This is a genomic window from Rhizobium sp. N731 (assembly GCF_001664145.1).
Lineage (GTDB): Bacteria > Pseudomonadota > Alphaproteobacteria > Rhizobiales > Rhizobiaceae > Rhizobium > Rhizobium esperanzae.
The window spans coordinates 742,064-756,757 of the sequence record NZ_CP013601.1 but is presented as its reverse complement, the minus strand read 5'-3'; the positions used below and the strand labels follow the sequence as shown (position 1 = coordinate 756,757).

Below are 14,694 nucleotides of genomic sequence, written 5' to 3'. Positions count from 1 at the left end.
AACAGGAGCGCGCAATTTACAAACATTTACAAATTCACAGCGCCCCTCTGTCAATCCTCGTCATCTTAACCTCTTTCCGATCCAAAAATCAAAGGTTTTCCTGGCCATACCAGAGAAAATTGTCAATCTTGTCATTCACCAACACAGTGACGGTTTTCAGCGAGGAGAGCGGCATGACCGATTTTTACAAACTTGTCCGAAACGCACCAGCAGGCCGCTTCGACGGTATCGAAAGGCCCTATTCGGCCGCTGACGTGCAGCGGCTCAGAGGCTCGGTGGCGCTTAGCCATACGCTCGCCGAAATGGGGGCGGATCGCTTGTGGCAGCTCATTCATCAGGAAGACTTCGTCAATGCGCTCGGCGCGCTCTCCGGCAACCAGGCCATGCAGATGGTGCGCGCCGGGCTGAAGGCGATCTATCTCTCCGGCTGGCAGGTGGCGGCCGACGCCAATACCGCATCGGCGATGTATCCCGACCAGTCGCTTTATCCCGCCAATGCCGGGCCGGAACTTGCCAAGCGCATCAACCGCACGCTGCAGCGGGCCGATCAGATCGAGACCGCAGAGGGCAATGGCCTTTCCATCGAGACCTGGTTTGCCCCGATCGTTGCCGATGCGGAAGCCGGTTTCGGAGGACCGCTCAACGCCTTCGAGATCATGAAGGCCTACATCGAGGCGGGTGCGGCGGGCGTCCATTTCGAGGACCAGCTCGCTTCGGAGAAGAAATGCGGCCATCTCGGCGGCAAGGTGCTGATCCCGACGGCCGCCCATATCCGCAATCTCGACGCCGCCCGGCTTGCCGCCGACGTCATGGGCGTGGCGACGCTGGTCATCGCCCGCACCGATGCGGAAGCGGCAAAACTGCTGACCTCTGACATCGATGAGCGCGACCAGCCCTTCGTCGACTATGATGCCGGGCGTACGGTCGAAGGCTTCTACCAGGTCAGAAACGGCATCGAGCCCTGCATCGCCCGTGCCGTCGCCTATGCACCGCATTGCGACCTGATCTGGTGCGAGACCTCCAAGCCGGATCTGGAGCAGGCGCGGCGTTTTGCCGAGGGTGTGTACAAGGTCCATCCCGGCAAGCTGCTTGCCTATAATTGCTCGCCGTCGTTCAACTGGAAGAAGAACCTCGACGAGGCGACGATCGCGAAGTTCCAGCGCGAACTCGGCGCGATGGGCTACAAGTTCCAGTTCATCACGCTCGCCGGCTTCCACCAGCTGAATTACGGCATGTACGAGCTGGCGCGCGGCTACAAGCAGCGGCAGATGTCGGCCTATTCCGAGCTGCAGCAGGCCGAATTCGCCGCAGAGGCGAACGGCTATACCGCCACCAAGCATCAACGCGAGGTCGGCACCGGCTATTTCGACGCCGTGTCGCTCGCCATCACCGGCGGCCGGTCTTCGACCACGGCAATGCACGATTCAACCGAACATGCGCAGTTCAAACCGGCTGCGGAATGAGCAGAAGAGGAGGATAAGATCATGGCATCCATCGCACGCGTCCGGGAACGGGCCGAGGAGCAGGCATCGAGCATGAGCGAGGATCAGCAGACGACGATCCGCATGCTCGCCAACGACCTGCATCGGCTGAACCAATCCGTCATGAAGGCCGTCGAGGCCGGCGTTTCGGTCGAACTGGTGCGCTCGGCCCGTCACCACGGCGGCGACGGCAACTGGGGCGACCTGTTGATCCCGGTCGTCGTCACCAACCGGCACTGACAAAATAGGCGGCAGCCCGGGCACACCGCTCTGTCTGCCCTCGATCACAGCGTCCGCGCCTCGAAAGAATGCGCGGGCGCCTTTCAGTCATCCGCCGTCGGCCTCAGCCGCGGCTCGGTCGCTTGCCGGCGAAGAGATCGGCATAGCTTCGGATGAGCTTGGTCATGCGGTCGGCGACAGTGCGGATCTCCAGACGGTGCCGGTCTTCGGCATTCATGACGATCCATTGACGGTGACGCAGTTCCGGCAATTCGCCGCCCTGGCGCTGCAATTCAGGATGAAGATCGCCGACGAAACAGGGAAGCACTGTTTTGCCGGCGCCGGCGCGCACCAGGTCCGGCAGTGAACGCGGCCGATTGACGGTGGCGACAATTCCGGCCGCAGCGTAGCTATGCGGCCAGCGCAGATAGGCCGAGATCGCCTCCTCCTCGCCGACCGCTATCCAGCGCTCGTCCGGCTCGGCGGCGTTGCGCCTGCTATAAACCGCATAGGCCACCTCCCCGAGCTGGCGGGCGGCAAGGTTGCCCTCCTCCGGCTCGAAGGCACGAATGCCGATATCGCTCTCGCGATAGGCAAGGCTTGCCCGCGCCTCGCCGATGGTGAGTGAAATGGCGAAGGCATCGCCCGGCATGCGGATTGCGGCGAAATTCTCCGTCAACAGCCAGGCGACCCAGGTGCCGGCGGTGATCCTGACCGTCGTGCCGCCCTCACCCGATTGCCGCCAGGCTTCCACCTTGCGTGCGGCGGCTTCCATCTCCTGAAGGTGATCGAGCAGCGCCTGGCCATCCCCAGTCAGGCGATATCCCGTCTGGCTGCGCGAAAACAATGCGCGGCCGACCTCCTGTTCGAGATCGAGCATGCGCCGGCCGATGGTCGCGGGGCTGAGCCCGCTTGCGGCACTGGCTCCCGTCAAGCCGCCGAGCCGGGCGACCTGCAGGAAAAGCTGATAGGAATCCCAGTTCGCGTTTTTCATCGGTGAAAAACATAGCTGGATTCTTCCCGTTTATGAAGAGAACTTTGAAGCCTAAATGAAGCGATGTCTAACACAGAAAGGACATCGCCATGATTGACATGATCACCATCGCCGGCGTCCACAGATACCGGCACTCCGGCAAGCCAAGCGGCTCCAAGGCAGATGAAGACCGGTTCTATGCCGAGTTCGGAGACAGCGGCATCGTTCGCTTCGCCGCCTGGCTGACCTCGCTCGACCTCATGCTCAAGCGCGCAGTGTCAAAAGCAAGGCGCCGCAAAGATGCGGCTCAATCCTGCGGCAGTCGCGGCCGGGTTCCTCAGGCGACTTTCCTTGCGCCGCGGTGAGCGGCGGCGGGCTCGGCGCCAATGCGGAAGCGTTCGATCAGCGCCATCAGCGTATCGGCCTCGCCGGCAAGCAGGCGGCTTGCCTGCGTCGTCTCGGCAACCATCGACGCGTTCTTCTGGGTCATCTGATCCATGGCGTTCACGGAACCATTGACTTCTTGCAGCGCGGCCGATTGATCACGGCTCGCGGTGGCGATGGTCTCGACATGGCCGCTGATCGCGATGATCTCCTGGCTGATCGAGGCAAGAACGCTGCCGGTCTTCTGAACGAGTTCCGAGCCGACCGTCACCTCACGGCTCGACGTCTCGATCAGCGACTTGATCTCGCGCGCCGCATCGGCCGAACGTTGGGCGAGCTCGCGGACTTCCTGGGCGACGACGGCAAAGCCCTTGCCGGCCTCGCCGGCCCGCGCCGCCTCGATGCCGGCATTCAGCGCCAGAAGATTGGTCTGGAAGGCGATGTCGTCGATCACCTCGATGATCTGTTCGATCCGCTGCGAGGCTCCTTCGATACGCTCCATGGCGGCGACGGCATCGCCGACGACGGTGCCGGAATTGTCGGCCGTCTTCTTGGTTGCGGCCACGACATTGTTGGCTTCGCGGGCACGCTCGGCGGAGGAGCGAACCGTAACAGTAATCTCCTCTACCGCGGCGGCAGTCTCCTCCAGGCTCGCCGCCTGCGCCTCGGTGCGCTTCGACAGCTCACCGGCCGATGCCGAAACGGCGCCGCTGTTGCGCTGGATCGTCGAGGCGCTGTCGCGGATGCCGGAGAGCGTATCCTGGAGCCGCAGCAGCGATGCGTTGAAATCGACGCGCAGTTGTTCCAGCCGGCCGATAAAGGGCGTGCCGATCGTTTGCGAGACATCACCCTGGGACAGGCGCCCGAGACCGGCCGCAAGCTGGCTGACGGCAAAATCGATCTGGCTGTCGAGCGAGCGCTTGTCGGCATCGTTGCGGGCGCGTTCGGCATCACTCAAGGCACGCTGTTCGGCCGCCTGCGTTTCCAGATCGCGCCTGGCGCGGGCGCTGTCGCGGAAGAGCGCCAGGGCCCGGCCGATTTCACCGAACTCATTCTGCTTCTCGGCGCATGGAATATCTCCCTCGAGATTACCCGAGGAGATCGAGTGGACGCTCGCGGTCAGCGCCTGCAGAGGCCGCACCGACAGGCGGATCGTATAATAGGCGAGAACACCGACGAGCAGCATGACAATGAGGCCGACGCCGAGAACCAGCATCTGCAGCTCATTCAGGCGTTCGTAGTAGACTTCCATCGGGATGCCGATGAAGAGAAGGCCGACATTGGCGTTCGATGCGCTCTTGATCGGGAAATAACCGGTCATGAAGTTGCGGCCGAAAAGTTGCGCCGGACCATAATAGGCCTCGCCCTTGGCGAGAACCGGCTGGGCGGGATGATCGGCGGCGAGCTTGGTGCCGACCGCGCGCTCACCGTTTTCCTTCTTGAGATTGGTCGAGATGCGGACATAGTCGCCGCCCTGCTTCTGGAAGATCGTCGCTACGCCTGCAATCGATTGCGCCGTGCGGTCGACCAGCGAATGATCGGCAAGGGCCTGAATGGCGTCTTCGGTGACGGCTGCGAGCTGATTGTCCCTCAGCTCGATCTTTGCCGCCTGATCGGCAGCACCGTAGAGGACAGCCATCGCGCGGGTCGCGTCCCTGGCGTCGGAGACGGCCCCATCCATCACATGGCGGCTCAGATTGTAATAGGTCACGCCGACGATGGCGGCCGTGCTGATCGCCAGCAGAAACAGCGTGATCGCAACGATCTGGCGGACGATAGATGTAGAGAAAAGGCGCAGCATCGAAACCTCCGGCGGCAACGAGGCTAAATTAAAGGAAAAGCATTAAGGAAAATTTTCCGTAAATCTGGTTCTCTGGCGGCGTCGAATGACCAAGGCAGAAATAGCCAAGATCTTGAGCCTACCGCATGACGAGATCGAAAAAATGCTGTTTGGCCTGGCTGCCGGAAACGATCAACAGCCTGCTAAACTGAGCGCCCTCGATTGGTCTGATCGCTGATGCCTGAAGGCCTTCTCCTTGCTTCAATATCAACAAAACAAAACCCGCCGAGAATATCGACGGGTTTGTCAATGGTCCGAGCGCCGGAAAAACGGACCGTTTGAAGCGTCGCCAATCAGGCGGCGCGGTAGACCTGGGCTTCGGCCGCCTCGCCGTGGATCTTGAACTGCTGGATGAGGTGGCGCAGCGCGTCGGCCTCGTCGGCCAGTTCGCGGCTGGCAGCGGTCGTCTCCTCGACCATGGCGGCGTTCTTCTGCGTCATCTGGTCCATCTGATTGACCGTCGAGTTGACGCTCTGCAGCGCGTTGGACTGGTCGTGGCTGGCGCGGGCGATCATCTCGACATGCTGGCTGATCGTGACGATCTGGGCGCTGATCTTCGCAAGCACCGTGCCGGTTTCCTGGACGAATTGCGAGCCGGAGCTGACCTCGTTGGTCGACTTGTTGATCAGACCCTTGATCTCCTGCGCGGCGGCGGCGGAGCGCTGGGCAAGTTCGCGGACTTCCATGGCGACGACCGCGAAGCCCTTGCCGGCCTCGCCGGCGCGCGCCGCTTCGATGCCGGCGTTGAGCGCCAGCAAATTGGTCTGGAAGGCAATCTCGTCGATGACGCCGATGATCTGCTCGATCTGACGCGAGGCTTCCTCGATGCGGCCCATGGCGTCGATCGCATTGCTGACGACGACGGCGGAATCGTCGGCACTGCGCTTGGCCTGGCGGACGATCTGGTCGGCATCCTTGGCGCGTTCGGCCGACGAGCGGACGGTGACGGTGATCTGATCGACGGCAGCCGCGGTCTCTTCGAGCGAAGCGGCCTGCTGTTCCGTGCGCTTGGAAAGATCCTCGGCCGACCGGGCCATCTGGTTGCCGTTGCCCTGGATCAATTCGACGTTGTCGCGGATCTGGCTCATCGTCGCCTGCAGGCGCAGCATCGAACCGTTGAAATCCTGACGCAGCTGTTCGAGACGGCCGATGAAGGGCGTTTCGATCGTCGTCGAGATATCGCCCTGCGACATACGCTCGAGGCCGGCCGCAAGCGCGTTGACCGCGAATTCGATCTGGCGGTCCATCTCGCGCTTTTCGGCATCGTTGCGCTGGCGCTCGTGTTCGGCGGCAGCGCGCTCTTCATCGCTCTGTTCCTCGATGCGGATCTTCGAGATGGCATTTTCCTTGAAGATGCCAAGCGCCCGGGCCATGTCGCCGATTTCGTCGTGGCGCTGCTCGCCTGTTATGCTGGTATCCAGCGCGCCTTCGGCGATGCGGCGCATGGCGCCGGTGATCTGACTGATCGGCCGCTGCAGCGTCAGTACCAGGGCGATGCCGCCGAGGATCGACAGAAGGATGCCGAGGCCGGTGGTCATGACGGAGATGCTGTTTGCCTGGGTGCGCTCGGTGCCAGCCGTCTGCTTCTGCAGTTCGGCGAAATCGGTGAGCTTCTTCCAGATCCCATCGAGTTCCTGTCGCGCCGCGGCATAGGCGGTCACGCGCTCGCCGATCGTATCGACGATCTTCGAACCGCCGCCGGAGATGGCATCGAGCGCCGGCTTGATCGCGTCCGATATGCCTTCGGCAAAGCCCATACCCTTGGCGCTGGTGGTCAGCACCTCCATGTCCTTGCCGAGCGTGCCGGTCTGCTGCTGCAGACGGACGAGATTTTCCTTGCTTGAATTGGCGAGGAAATCGGAAAGGACGATCTGCAGCGCATAGACGGAGTTTTCGAGACGCCGGGTATCCTGAAGGACGGAATTGGTCTGGGCGATGCGGCCTTCAAGTTCGGCGAAACGCTGTGTCGCCTCACGCATCTTCTGCGTCGCGGTCAGCTGCGTATAGGTCGAGGTCTGGCGGAAGCGGGACACGAGACGACCGAGCTCGGTGATGTTTTCCTCCGTCGGGCTGGGCATCTCAGCGATCGTCTTGATGCTGTCGATCGTCGCAGCCAGCGAGTCGATGACATTCTTCTGGTTGGTCGGAACCGAGATGGCGATCAGGCGCTGAGATTTCATGATCTCCGGCAGCTGTTCCTTGATGTAGGCGATCTTTTCCTCAGGCGTCTGCGGCTTGCTGTAACCGCTGGCGACGCTGCCGAGGAAATCGCCGCCCTTCAGCAGACGGTCGGCCGTGCGCAGGGTGATGGTGGCGGCACCTTCGTCGCGCTGAAGCGCGGTCTGCAGTTCATCGGCCTGATAGGAGACCGTGAAGCGGGTGCTGATCAGGCTCTTCTGCGCTGCGTCGATCTGCTCGTGCAGTTTCTGCTCCTGCTCGTGCAGCGTCCAGAGCTTGTCGACGACGCCCGAAATATCCTTGGTGCGGCGCGATGCCTCGGCAAGGCTGTCACGGCCGGCGGCCTCTTCTCCGACCTGATCCAGCGTCTGGTCGAGCACGCCCTGCTGGGTCTTCAGATCCGACAGCAGCTGGTCGCGCGCCTGCGGGCTCGTGATGCGCAGGAAATCGTCCATCGAACCGTAGAGATCCTTGAACCCGCTCAGCGACTGCAGCACGCTGTTGGATATTTCCATGCGGCCCTGGAGAAGCCCGGATGCGTAAAGGCCGGTCAAGCCCACTGCCGAAATGGTGACGACAAAGGGCAGAACGAAGATCAAAACCTTGGTCTTGATCCTGAAACGGGAAAGAATCTTGTCAATCAACATGGCGTTCCGGGCCTTTCATACACTACTCCTCCCGCGGGCAGCCATAAGGCGCGCCAGCCGAGTGCACATCGAACTATTCTATTTCCATCGGGGAACCTGGAGGCCAGGCGGCAGTCATTGCCGGTTCATGTTCCAAGCAGACTTGGAAACGCCCAAATAATCGCGGCGATTGTGTCAGATTAGATATTAATTTTCAGATAAGCGGCAATGGTGACTTAAGCCAAGATGGTGAAATAATTGCAAATTATACGCCGCGCGGCCGCAGTGTCGCGATCGGGAGCCGGCAAGTTCGCTTTCAGACGGGCGGGCAGGATCAGATGAGGTGGGCGAGCAGCAGCGCCAGGCTGGCGGCAGTCGCGCCGGCTGCAAGCATCAGATATCGCAGGGTGGTCGTGCGGGCGTCGGGTTTTGTCTGGGCGATTGCGATGGCGCGGGCGCGTCGTGCGTTTCTATTCATGCTCGAAACCTCACTCTTATGACACAACAGTCCAGGCCGGTAAAGCTTAATTTGGGGAAAGCTTTGTGAGCCGGCAATTGAGACAGGATGGCGCACCTCTCTTAAGAAGTCTTGAATCGTTATACCGGATATTTCTATGCGCATTCGCCAGCGGCAAAACCGGAGGCCCAGGCCCATTGGAAATTATAGCCGCCGAGCCAGCCGGTGACGTCGACGCATTCACCGACGAAATAAAGGCCCGGAACGGTCTTTGTTTCCATGCTGCGGGAATCGAGCGCTGCCGTATCGATGCCGCCGAGCGTCACTTCGGCGGTACGATAACCTTCTGAGCCGGACGGTTTGACGATCCAGGTCTGGGCGCTGGCGGCCAGCCGCTGCAGCGCCTTGTCGGGCAGATCGGCCATGTTGCCGGCGATCTTTTCCCGCTCGACGAGAAACTGGGCCAGCCGCTTCGGCAGGATATCGCCGAGAGCTGTCTGGGCCGACTGGCGGCCATTCAGCTGCTTTGCCGCCTTCAAATGCGCTGATATGTCGATATCCGGCTCGACCGCAACGACGATTTCATCGCCCTCCCGCCAGTAGGAGGAGATCTGCAGGATGGCGGGGCCGCTTAAGCCCCGATGGGTAAACAGCAGCGCTTCGCGGAAGGCGGTGCGGCCATGGCGGATTTCGGCAGGAGCCGAAATGCCGGCAAGTGGCGCAATGCTTGCGAGCAGGCCGGGATCGAGCGTCAGCGGCACGAGGCCGGGGCGGGTTTCGAGCACGGCCAGGCCGAACTGCTCGGCAAGGCGATAGGCAAAGCCGGTGGCGCCCATCTTCGGGATCGATTTGCCACCGGTTGCCACGATGAGAGAGGATGCCTCGAAGACGCCTTCGCCCGTGGAGACGCGGAAGTCCGCCTCCCTCCGTTCGACGCCGGATATTTCGGTGCCGAGATGCAGCGCCGCGCCGGCCGCGCCCATCTCATCGAGCAGCATGCGGATGACGTCCTTGGCGCTGTCGTCGCAGAAAAGCTGGCCGAGCGTCTTTTCGTGCCAGGCAATGCCGTGTCGGTCGACCATGGCGATGAAATCGGCGGGCGTGAAACGGGCGAGCGCCGACTTGCAGAAATGCGGATTGGCGGACAGGAAATTCTTCGGTTCGGCATGGATATTGGTGAAATTGCAGCGGCCGCCGCCCGATATGCGGATCTTCTCGCCAGGCGCCTTCGCATGGTCGAGGACCACGACCGAGCGGCCGCGTTTGCCCGCGCGAATGGCCGCCATCATGCCGGCGGCTCCGGCGCCGATGACGATGACGTCGCTCTTGTGCTGCAAACTCTTTTCCCCGATCCAACCGGCGTCTTCTTTTCCATCGAAGGGTGAAAGTCAACATTCTCAACCTCTCGCCAATTGGCAAACTCCGGCTATGATGGCGCCACGATCAACCAAACCGGTGTGTCATGTCCCCAAAAAAGACGACGCTGAAGCCTGCCAGAAACGTACCCGCCTCGACCAAAACACCTCCGGACCCCGGATCCCTGCGCGGCGTTGCGAACTGGAAGGAAGCAGCGCAGTGGCTGAGGGCCAGGGGCATCGAAGACATCGAATGCATCACGCCGGACCTTGCCGGCGTGCCGCGCGGCAAGATGATGCCGAGTTCCAAATTCACCTCGAACACCTCGCTGGCCCTGCCTTCGGCGATCTACCGGCATACGATTTCCGGCGAGTATCCGGAGGAGACAGAGAGCTTCCGATACGAGCCGCGCGACAGCGACCTGAAGCTGATGCCGGATCTGTCCACGCTCTCAGTCGTGCCCTGGGAAACCGACCCGACGGCCCAGGTGATCTGCGACATCGTCGATTCGGACGGGGGTGAAGTGCCCTATACGCCACGCAACGTCTTGAAGCGGATCATGAGCCTCTATCACGACCGCGGCTGGAAGCCGATCGTGGCGCCGGAGATCGAGTTCTATCTCGTCGCCAAGAATGACGACCCCGACTATCCGCTGCATCCGCCGAAAGGCCGGTCCGGCCGCTCCATCCTCGGCGGCCAGGGCTATTCGATCGCCGGCATCAACGAATTCGACGAGCTGATCGATGACATCTACCATTTTTCCGAAAAGCAGGGGCTGGAGATCGATACGCTGATCCACGAGGAAGGGCCGGCGCAGCTCGAGATCAACCTGCGCCACGGCAATCCGATCGAGCTTGCCGACCAGGTGTTCCTGTTCAAGCGCACGATCCGGGAAGCGGCGCTGAAACACGACATCTACGCGACCTTCATGGCCAAGCCGATGCAGGGACAGCCGGGCTCGGCGATGCACATCCACCAGTCGGTAGTCAATGTCGAGACCGGCAGGAACGTCTTCTCCAATGCGGACGGATCGGCGTCGAAGGAATTCTTCCATTTCATCGGCGGCATGCAGAAATTCGTGCCGAGCGCGATGGCGATGCTGGCGCCCTATGTGAATTCCTATCGGCGCCTGCAGCCCGACATGTCCTGCCCGGTCAACAACGCCTGGGGCTACGACAACCGGACGACCGCCTTCCGCGTCCCGGTTTCCGATCCGCAGGCGCGGCGGGTGGAAAACCGGCTGCCGAGTTCGGATGCCAATCCCTATCTGGCGCTCGCCGCCTCGCTCGCTTCCGGCCTGCTCGGCATCATGAGAGAGATCGAGCCGACGGCGCCGACGGAGGATTCGGCCAATGAGGGCTCGATCGACCTGCCGCGCGGCCTGCTCGAAGCCGTGGCGCTGATGGAGGACGAGCCCGCCTTCGAAGAGGTGTTCGGCAAACAGTTCATCGGCCTTTACGCCGGTGTCAAGCGCGGCGAATTCGAGACCTTCATGCAGGTGATCAGTCCCTGGGAGCGGGAGTTTCTTCTGCTCAACGTGTGAGCGATATCATGGCATCGCAGGCGATGTGGCAGAGCCCGATTGCGCCCGGGCTATCCTGGTATCAGGCAAGCGTCGGGGAGCGGCCGACCTACGCCGCTCTCGACGGCTCGAGGACATGTGACGTCGCCATTGTCGGCGGTGGCTATACCGGCCTGCAGGCCGCCTATAATCTCGCCAAATCAGGCGTTTCCGTCGTGCTGACCGAAGCCTGGCGCTTCGGAGACGGAGCGTCGGGGCGCAATGGCGGCCAGCTCGGCACCGGCCAGCGATGGTGGCCGGAAGAGCTTGAGGAAAAGATCGGCTACGAACGCTCGAAGGCGCTGTTCGATGTCGCCGAGGCGGCCAAGCGCCATCTTCTCGATTTCGCCCGGGAACATCAGATCGAGATCGATTATGTGCCCGGCCAGCTCAACGTCGCGCACAAGGCAAGCTACGAACGCGACTATCGTGAGAATGCCGAAATCGCCGCTGAGCGTTACGACTATCCGCATTTGAGCTTCATGGATGAGAAGGAAACACAGGAGCGGCTCGGCTCGAAGCGTTTCCGCTGCGGCGTGCGCGATGTCGGCACCGGCCATATTCATCCGCTGAAGCTGCTCATCGGGCTGGCGCGGGTGACCGCCAATGCCGGCGCTTCCATCTTCGAGATGACACCGGCAAAGGCGATCCGCCAAAGCGGCGGCAAGGTGACGATCGAAACCGAAAAGGGCACGATCACCGCCGACCGGGCGCTGATCGCCTGCAACGGCCATATCGGCAATCTGGAGCCGGTGACGGCAAGCCATGTCATGCCGATCCGCTCCTTCATCGGCGCCACCGTTCCGCTCGACGGCTATCCCGATGTGCTGCCGGGCGGCGAGGCCGTCGCAGATTCGCGCTTCGTCGTGCGTTATTTCCGTAAATTCGAAAGCCGCCTGCTGTTCGGTGGGCGCGAGGCTTATACCGCGGACAATCCGCGGGACATTTCGCAGCATATCCGCCGGCAGATCGGCGAAATCTATCCCGCTCTGAAAGACATCGAGATCACCCATGCCTGGGGCGGCAGCGTCGGCATCACCATGCCGCGCCAGCTTTTTGTGCGCGAAGTGATGCCCGGCGTCACTTCGATCGGCGGTTATTCCGGCCATGGCGTCATGCTGTCAAACTACTGTGGCAAGCTCTATGCGGAAACGGTGCTTGGCAAATCCGGCGATCTCGATCTGTTCAAATCGCTCGATATTCCCGCCTTTCCCGGCGGAGCCCGGATGCGGGCGCCGTTGCTTTTCCTCGCCTTGTCGTGGTTTGCGCTTCGCGACAAGTTTTAGTCCGATTGCGGATTTCCTCTTTGCGGAATTCGCTCTAAAACCGGTGCCTGACAAATTCATTGCACTGCACACTGGCTTTTTTAAATCGATTAGATTAAAAGGGCCGCCAACCAGCCTGATTGAGAGACAAGCTCATGAGCAGCCAGATCATTCCCGTTGAGCCTTTTGATTATGTCGTCTTCGGCGGCAGCGGCGACCTTGCCGAGCGGAAGCTTTTGCCTGCGCTCTATCATCGCCAGATCGAGGGTCAGTTCACGGAACCGACCCGTATCATCGGCGCCTCGCGCAGCCCGCTTTCGCATGAGGAATATCGCAAGTTCGCCAAGGACGCGTTGAAGGAGCACCTGAAGAAAGGCGAATACGACGACTCGGAAGTCGAGAAGTTCTGTGCCCGCCTTTACTACGTTTCGGTCGACGCCCGCACGGACACGGGCTGGGATCAGCTGAAGAAACTGCTCGACGAAAGCAAGGACCGGGTGCGCGCCTTCTATCTGGCGGTAGCACCCGGTATCTTCGGCGACATTTCGCAAAAGATCCACGATCACAAGCTGATCACCAGGTCGACCCGCATCGTCGTCGAAAAGCCGATCGGCCGCGACCTCGCCTCGGCGCTGCAGCTCAACGACACGATCGGCCGCGCCTTCAAGGAAGAGCAGATCTTCCGCATCGACCACTATCTCGGCAAGGAGACGGTGCAGAACCTGATGGCGCTGCGTTTCGCCAATGCGCTTTACGAGCCGCTGTGGAACGCCAACTATATCGATCATGTGCAGATCACCGTGGCGGAATCGGTCGGCCTCGAAGGTCGCGCCGGCTATTACGATACGGCCGGCGCGCTGCGCGACATGGTGCAGAACCACATTCTGCAGCTGCTCTGCCTGACGGCGATGGAAGTACCCTCGTCGATGGATTCGGAAGCCGTTCGCGACGAGAAGCTGAAGGTGCTGCGCGCCCTGAAGCCGCTCGATGCCTCCAATGTCGAGCAGGCGACGGTGCGCGGCCAGTATCGCGCCGGCGCTTCGGGCAGCGGCCCGGTCAAGGGTTATCTCGAAGAGCTGGAAGGCGGCGTCTCGAACACCGAGACTTTCGTCGCCATCAAGGCCGAGATCAATAACTGGCGCTGGGCGGGCGTTCCCTTCTATATCAGAACCGGCAAGCGGCTTACCGGACGCATGTCCGAGATCGTCATCACCTTCAAGCCGATCCCGCATGCGATCTTCGACCAGGCGGCCGGACGCATCGTCGCCAACCAGCTGATCATCCGCCTGCAGCCGGATGAGGGCGTCAAGCAGTCGCTGATGATCAAGGATCCGGGTCCGGGCGGCATGCGGCTGCGCAATGTCTCGCTCGACATGAGCTTCGCCCAGGCCTTCAATGTCCGCAATCCGGACGCCTACGAGCGCCTGCTGATGGACGTGATCCGCTCCAACCAGACATTGTTCATGCGCCGAGACGAGGTCGAAGCGGCATGGAAATGGGTCGACCCGATCCTCAAAGGTTGGGAAACGACCGGCCAGCAGGTGCAGGGCTATACGGCCGGCACCTGGGGCCCGAGCCAGGCCATCGCGCTGATCGAGCGCGACGGCCGCACCTGGCATGACGACATCTAGGACGACATCGATGGCATCGACCCTGCATTCCTTCGCCAGTGCCGCTGACCTCGCCGGCAGCCTCGCCGACACCGTCGCCGAGAGGCTTTCGGCAGCAATCGCCGCGCGCGGCGCGGCGTCCATCGCCGTTTCCGGCGGTTCGACGCCAAAGGCCTTCTTCCAGGCGCTGTCGACCCGCGACATCGCCTGGGACAAGGTGACGATCACGCTGGTTGACGAACGTTTCGTGCCGGCCGACAATACCCGCTCGAACCATCTGCTGGTCGATGCCAATCTCTTGCAGAACAAGGCGAAGGCGGCGCGTTTCGTGCCGCTTTACCAGCCGGCATCCTCCGTCGAGGAAGCCGCACGGCTTGCGACGGAAAAAAGCGCCGAAATCGGCATCCCCTTTGACGTCGTCATCCTCGGCATGGGCGGCGACGGCCACACGGCCTCTTTCTTCCCCGGCGGCAGCAATCTTGCCCGGGCGCTCGACGCGTCGACGCCGCGCAGCGTCATCACCATGGAAGCGGAAGGAGCCGGCGAGCCGCGCCTGACCTTCACCTTCTCCAGTCTTCAGGATGCCGCACTCCTGGTGCTCCATATCGAGGGCGAAGGCAAAAAAGACGTTCTCGCCAAGGCGGAAGGCAGCGGTGACGAGGCAGAAATGCCGATCCGCGCCGTTCTGCGCCGGGCCACTTCCCCGGTCGAGATCTACTGGGCCCCCTGATCGGCCCCAGACCC

General features: G+C 61.8%; 13 protein-coding genes. 8 read left to right on the top strand and 5 right to left on the bottom strand.

The features are described 5' to 3' along the window. Positions 1-173 precede the first annotated feature (173 nt). Complete coding sequence (aceA, locus tag AMK02_RS03735) at positions 174-1,463, top strand: isocitrate lyase (protein ID WP_064800723.1); 1,290 nt, start codon at positions 174-176, stop codon at positions 1,461-1,463. Positions 1,464-1,484: 21 nt separating this feature from the next. Then, complete coding sequence (locus tag AMK02_RS03730) at positions 1,485-1,721, top strand: SMc00767 family acetate metabolism repressor (RefSeq protein ID WP_064800722.1); 237 nt, start codon at positions 1,485-1,487, stop codon at positions 1,719-1,721. Positions 1,722-1,824: 103 nt separating this feature from the next. Here the strand turns inward: AMK02_RS03730 and AMK02_RS03725 are convergent, their stop codons facing one another. After that, positions 1,825-2,694: a LysR family transcriptional regulator gene (locus AMK02_RS03725; RefSeq protein ID WP_064800721.1), complete on the bottom strand. Its 870-nt coding sequence runs from the start codon at positions 2,692-2,694 to the stop codon at positions 1,825-1,827. An 89-nt stretch (positions 2,695-2,783) separates the two neighbouring features. Here AMK02_RS03725 and AMK02_RS03720 point away from each other — a divergent pair, with 89 nt between their 5' ends. Then, the gene (locus tag AMK02_RS03720; protein ID WP_064800720.1) at positions 2,784-3,038 is read left to right on the top strand and encodes a hypothetical protein; all 255 of its coding nucleotides are present in this window, start codon (positions 2,784-2,786) and stop codon (positions 3,036-3,038) included. Here AMK02_RS03720 and AMK02_RS03715 read toward each other — a convergent pair. Further along, entirely contained in the window at positions 3,011-4,858 is a 1,848-nt protein-coding gene (locus AMK02_RS03715; protein ID WP_064805908.1) for a methyl-accepting chemotaxis protein, read from the bottom strand. The genes AMK02_RS03720 and AMK02_RS03715 overlap by 28 nt on opposite strands. An 85-nt stretch (positions 4,859-4,943) precedes the next feature. Here AMK02_RS03715 and AMK02_RS32450 point away from each other — a divergent pair, with 85 nt between their 5' ends. Further along, on the top strand, positions 4,944-5,075 hold the full coding sequence (locus tag AMK02_RS32450; RefSeq protein ID WP_257784646.1) for a hypothetical protein: 132 nt from the start codon (positions 4,944-4,946) through the stop codon (positions 5,073-5,075). 115 nt (positions 5,076-5,190) lie between these two features. On the opposite strand, the gene AMK02_RS03710 is transcribed toward AMK02_RS32450, so the two are convergent. The 3 genes from AMK02_RS03710 to AMK02_RS03705 all read right to left on the bottom strand — a co-directional run bounded on the left by AMK02_RS03710 (position 5,191) and on the right by AMK02_RS03705 (position 9,495). After that, positions 5,191-7,722, bottom strand: a complete 2,532-nt coding sequence (locus AMK02_RS03710; RefSeq protein ID WP_064800719.1) for a methyl-accepting chemotaxis protein — start codon at positions 7,720-7,722, stop codon at positions 5,191-5,193. A 313-nt stretch (positions 7,723-8,035) separates the two neighbouring features. Further along, a complete protein-coding gene (locus AMK02_RS31610) occupies positions 8,036-8,179 on the bottom strand; it encodes a hypothetical protein (protein ID WP_164517756.1) in 144 nt (47 codons plus the stop codon). Positions 8,180-8,313: 134 nt separating this feature from the next. After that, positions 8,314-9,495 (bottom strand): NAD(P)/FAD-dependent oxidoreductase, encoded by a 1,182-nt coding sequence (locus tag AMK02_RS03705; protein WP_064800718.1) that lies wholly within the window; start codon positions 9,493-9,495, stop codon positions 8,314-8,316. 125 nt (positions 9,496-9,620) lie between these two features. On the opposite strand from AMK02_RS03705, the gene AMK02_RS03700 reads away from it, so the two are divergent. The 4 genes from AMK02_RS03700 to pgl all read left to right on the top strand — a co-directional run bounded on the left by AMK02_RS03700 (position 9,621) and on the right by pgl (position 14,680). Beyond that, a complete protein-coding gene (locus AMK02_RS03700) occupies positions 9,621-11,057 on the top strand; it encodes a glutamine synthetase family protein (RefSeq protein ID WP_064800717.1) in 1,437 nt (478 codons plus the stop codon). Positions 11,058-11,065: 8 nt separating this feature from the next. Then, positions 11,066-12,361 (top strand): NAD(P)/FAD-dependent oxidoreductase, encoded by a 1,296-nt coding sequence (locus tag AMK02_RS03695; RefSeq protein ID WP_064805907.1) that lies wholly within the window; start codon positions 11,066-11,068, stop codon positions 12,359-12,361. A gap of 134 nt (positions 12,362-12,495) precedes the next feature. Further along, positions 12,496-13,971, top strand: coding sequence for a glucose-6-phosphate dehydrogenase (gene zwf, locus AMK02_RS03690; RefSeq protein WP_064800716.1), 1,476 nt, complete (start codon positions 12,496-12,498; stop codon positions 13,969-13,971). A gap of 10 nt (positions 13,972-13,981) precedes the next feature. Further along, positions 13,982-14,680 (top strand): 6-phosphogluconolactonase, encoded by a 699-nt coding sequence (gene pgl, locus AMK02_RS03685; RefSeq protein ID WP_064800715.1) that lies wholly within the window; start codon positions 13,982-13,984, stop codon positions 14,678-14,680. The last annotated feature ends 14 nt before the right edge of the window (positions 14,681-14,694 follow it).

Bases quoted from the DNA above. Each gene is read 5' to 3' on its own strand.
- aceA (WP_064800723.1), top strand. From the start codon at position 174: ATGACCGATTTTTACAAACTTGTCCGAAACGCACCAGCAGGCCGCTTC.
- AMK02_RS03730 (WP_064800722.1), top strand. From the start codon at position 1,485: ATGGCATCCATCGCACGCGTCCGGGAACGGGCCGAGGAGCAGGCATCG.
- AMK02_RS03725 (WP_064800721.1), bottom strand. From the start codon at position 2,694: ATGAAAAACGCGAACTGGGATTCCTATCAGCTTTTCCTGCAGGTCGCC.
- AMK02_RS03720 (WP_064800720.1), top strand. From the start codon at position 2,784: ATGATTGACATGATCACCATCGCCGGCGTCCACAGATACCGGCACTCC.
- AMK02_RS03715 (WP_064805908.1), bottom strand. From the start codon at position 4,858: ATGCTGCGCCTTTTCTCTACATCTATCGTCCGCCAGATCGTTGCGATC.
- AMK02_RS32450 (WP_257784646.1), top strand. From the start codon at position 4,944: ATGACCAAGGCAGAAATAGCCAAGATCTTGAGCCTACCGCATGACGAG.
- AMK02_RS03710 (WP_064800719.1), bottom strand. From the start codon at position 7,722: ATGTTGATTGACAAGATTCTTTCCCGTTTCAGGATCAAGACCAAGGTT.
- AMK02_RS31610 (WP_164517756.1), bottom strand. From the start codon at position 8,179: ATGAATAGAAACGCACGACGCGCCCGCGCCATCGCAATCGCCCAGACA.
- AMK02_RS03700 (WP_064800717.1), top strand. From the start codon at position 9,621: ATGTCCCCAAAAAAGACGACGCTGAAGCCTGCCAGAAACGTACCCGCC.
- AMK02_RS03695 (WP_064805907.1), top strand. From the start codon at position 11,066: ATGGCATCGCAGGCGATGTGGCAGAGCCCGATTGCGCCCGGGCTATCC.
- zwf (WP_064800716.1), top strand. From the start codon at position 12,496: ATGAGCAGCCAGATCATTCCCGTTGAGCCTTTTGATTATGTCGTCTTC.
- pgl (WP_064800715.1), top strand. From the start codon at position 13,982: ATGGCATCGACCCTGCATTCCTTCGCCAGTGCCGCTGACCTCGCCGGC.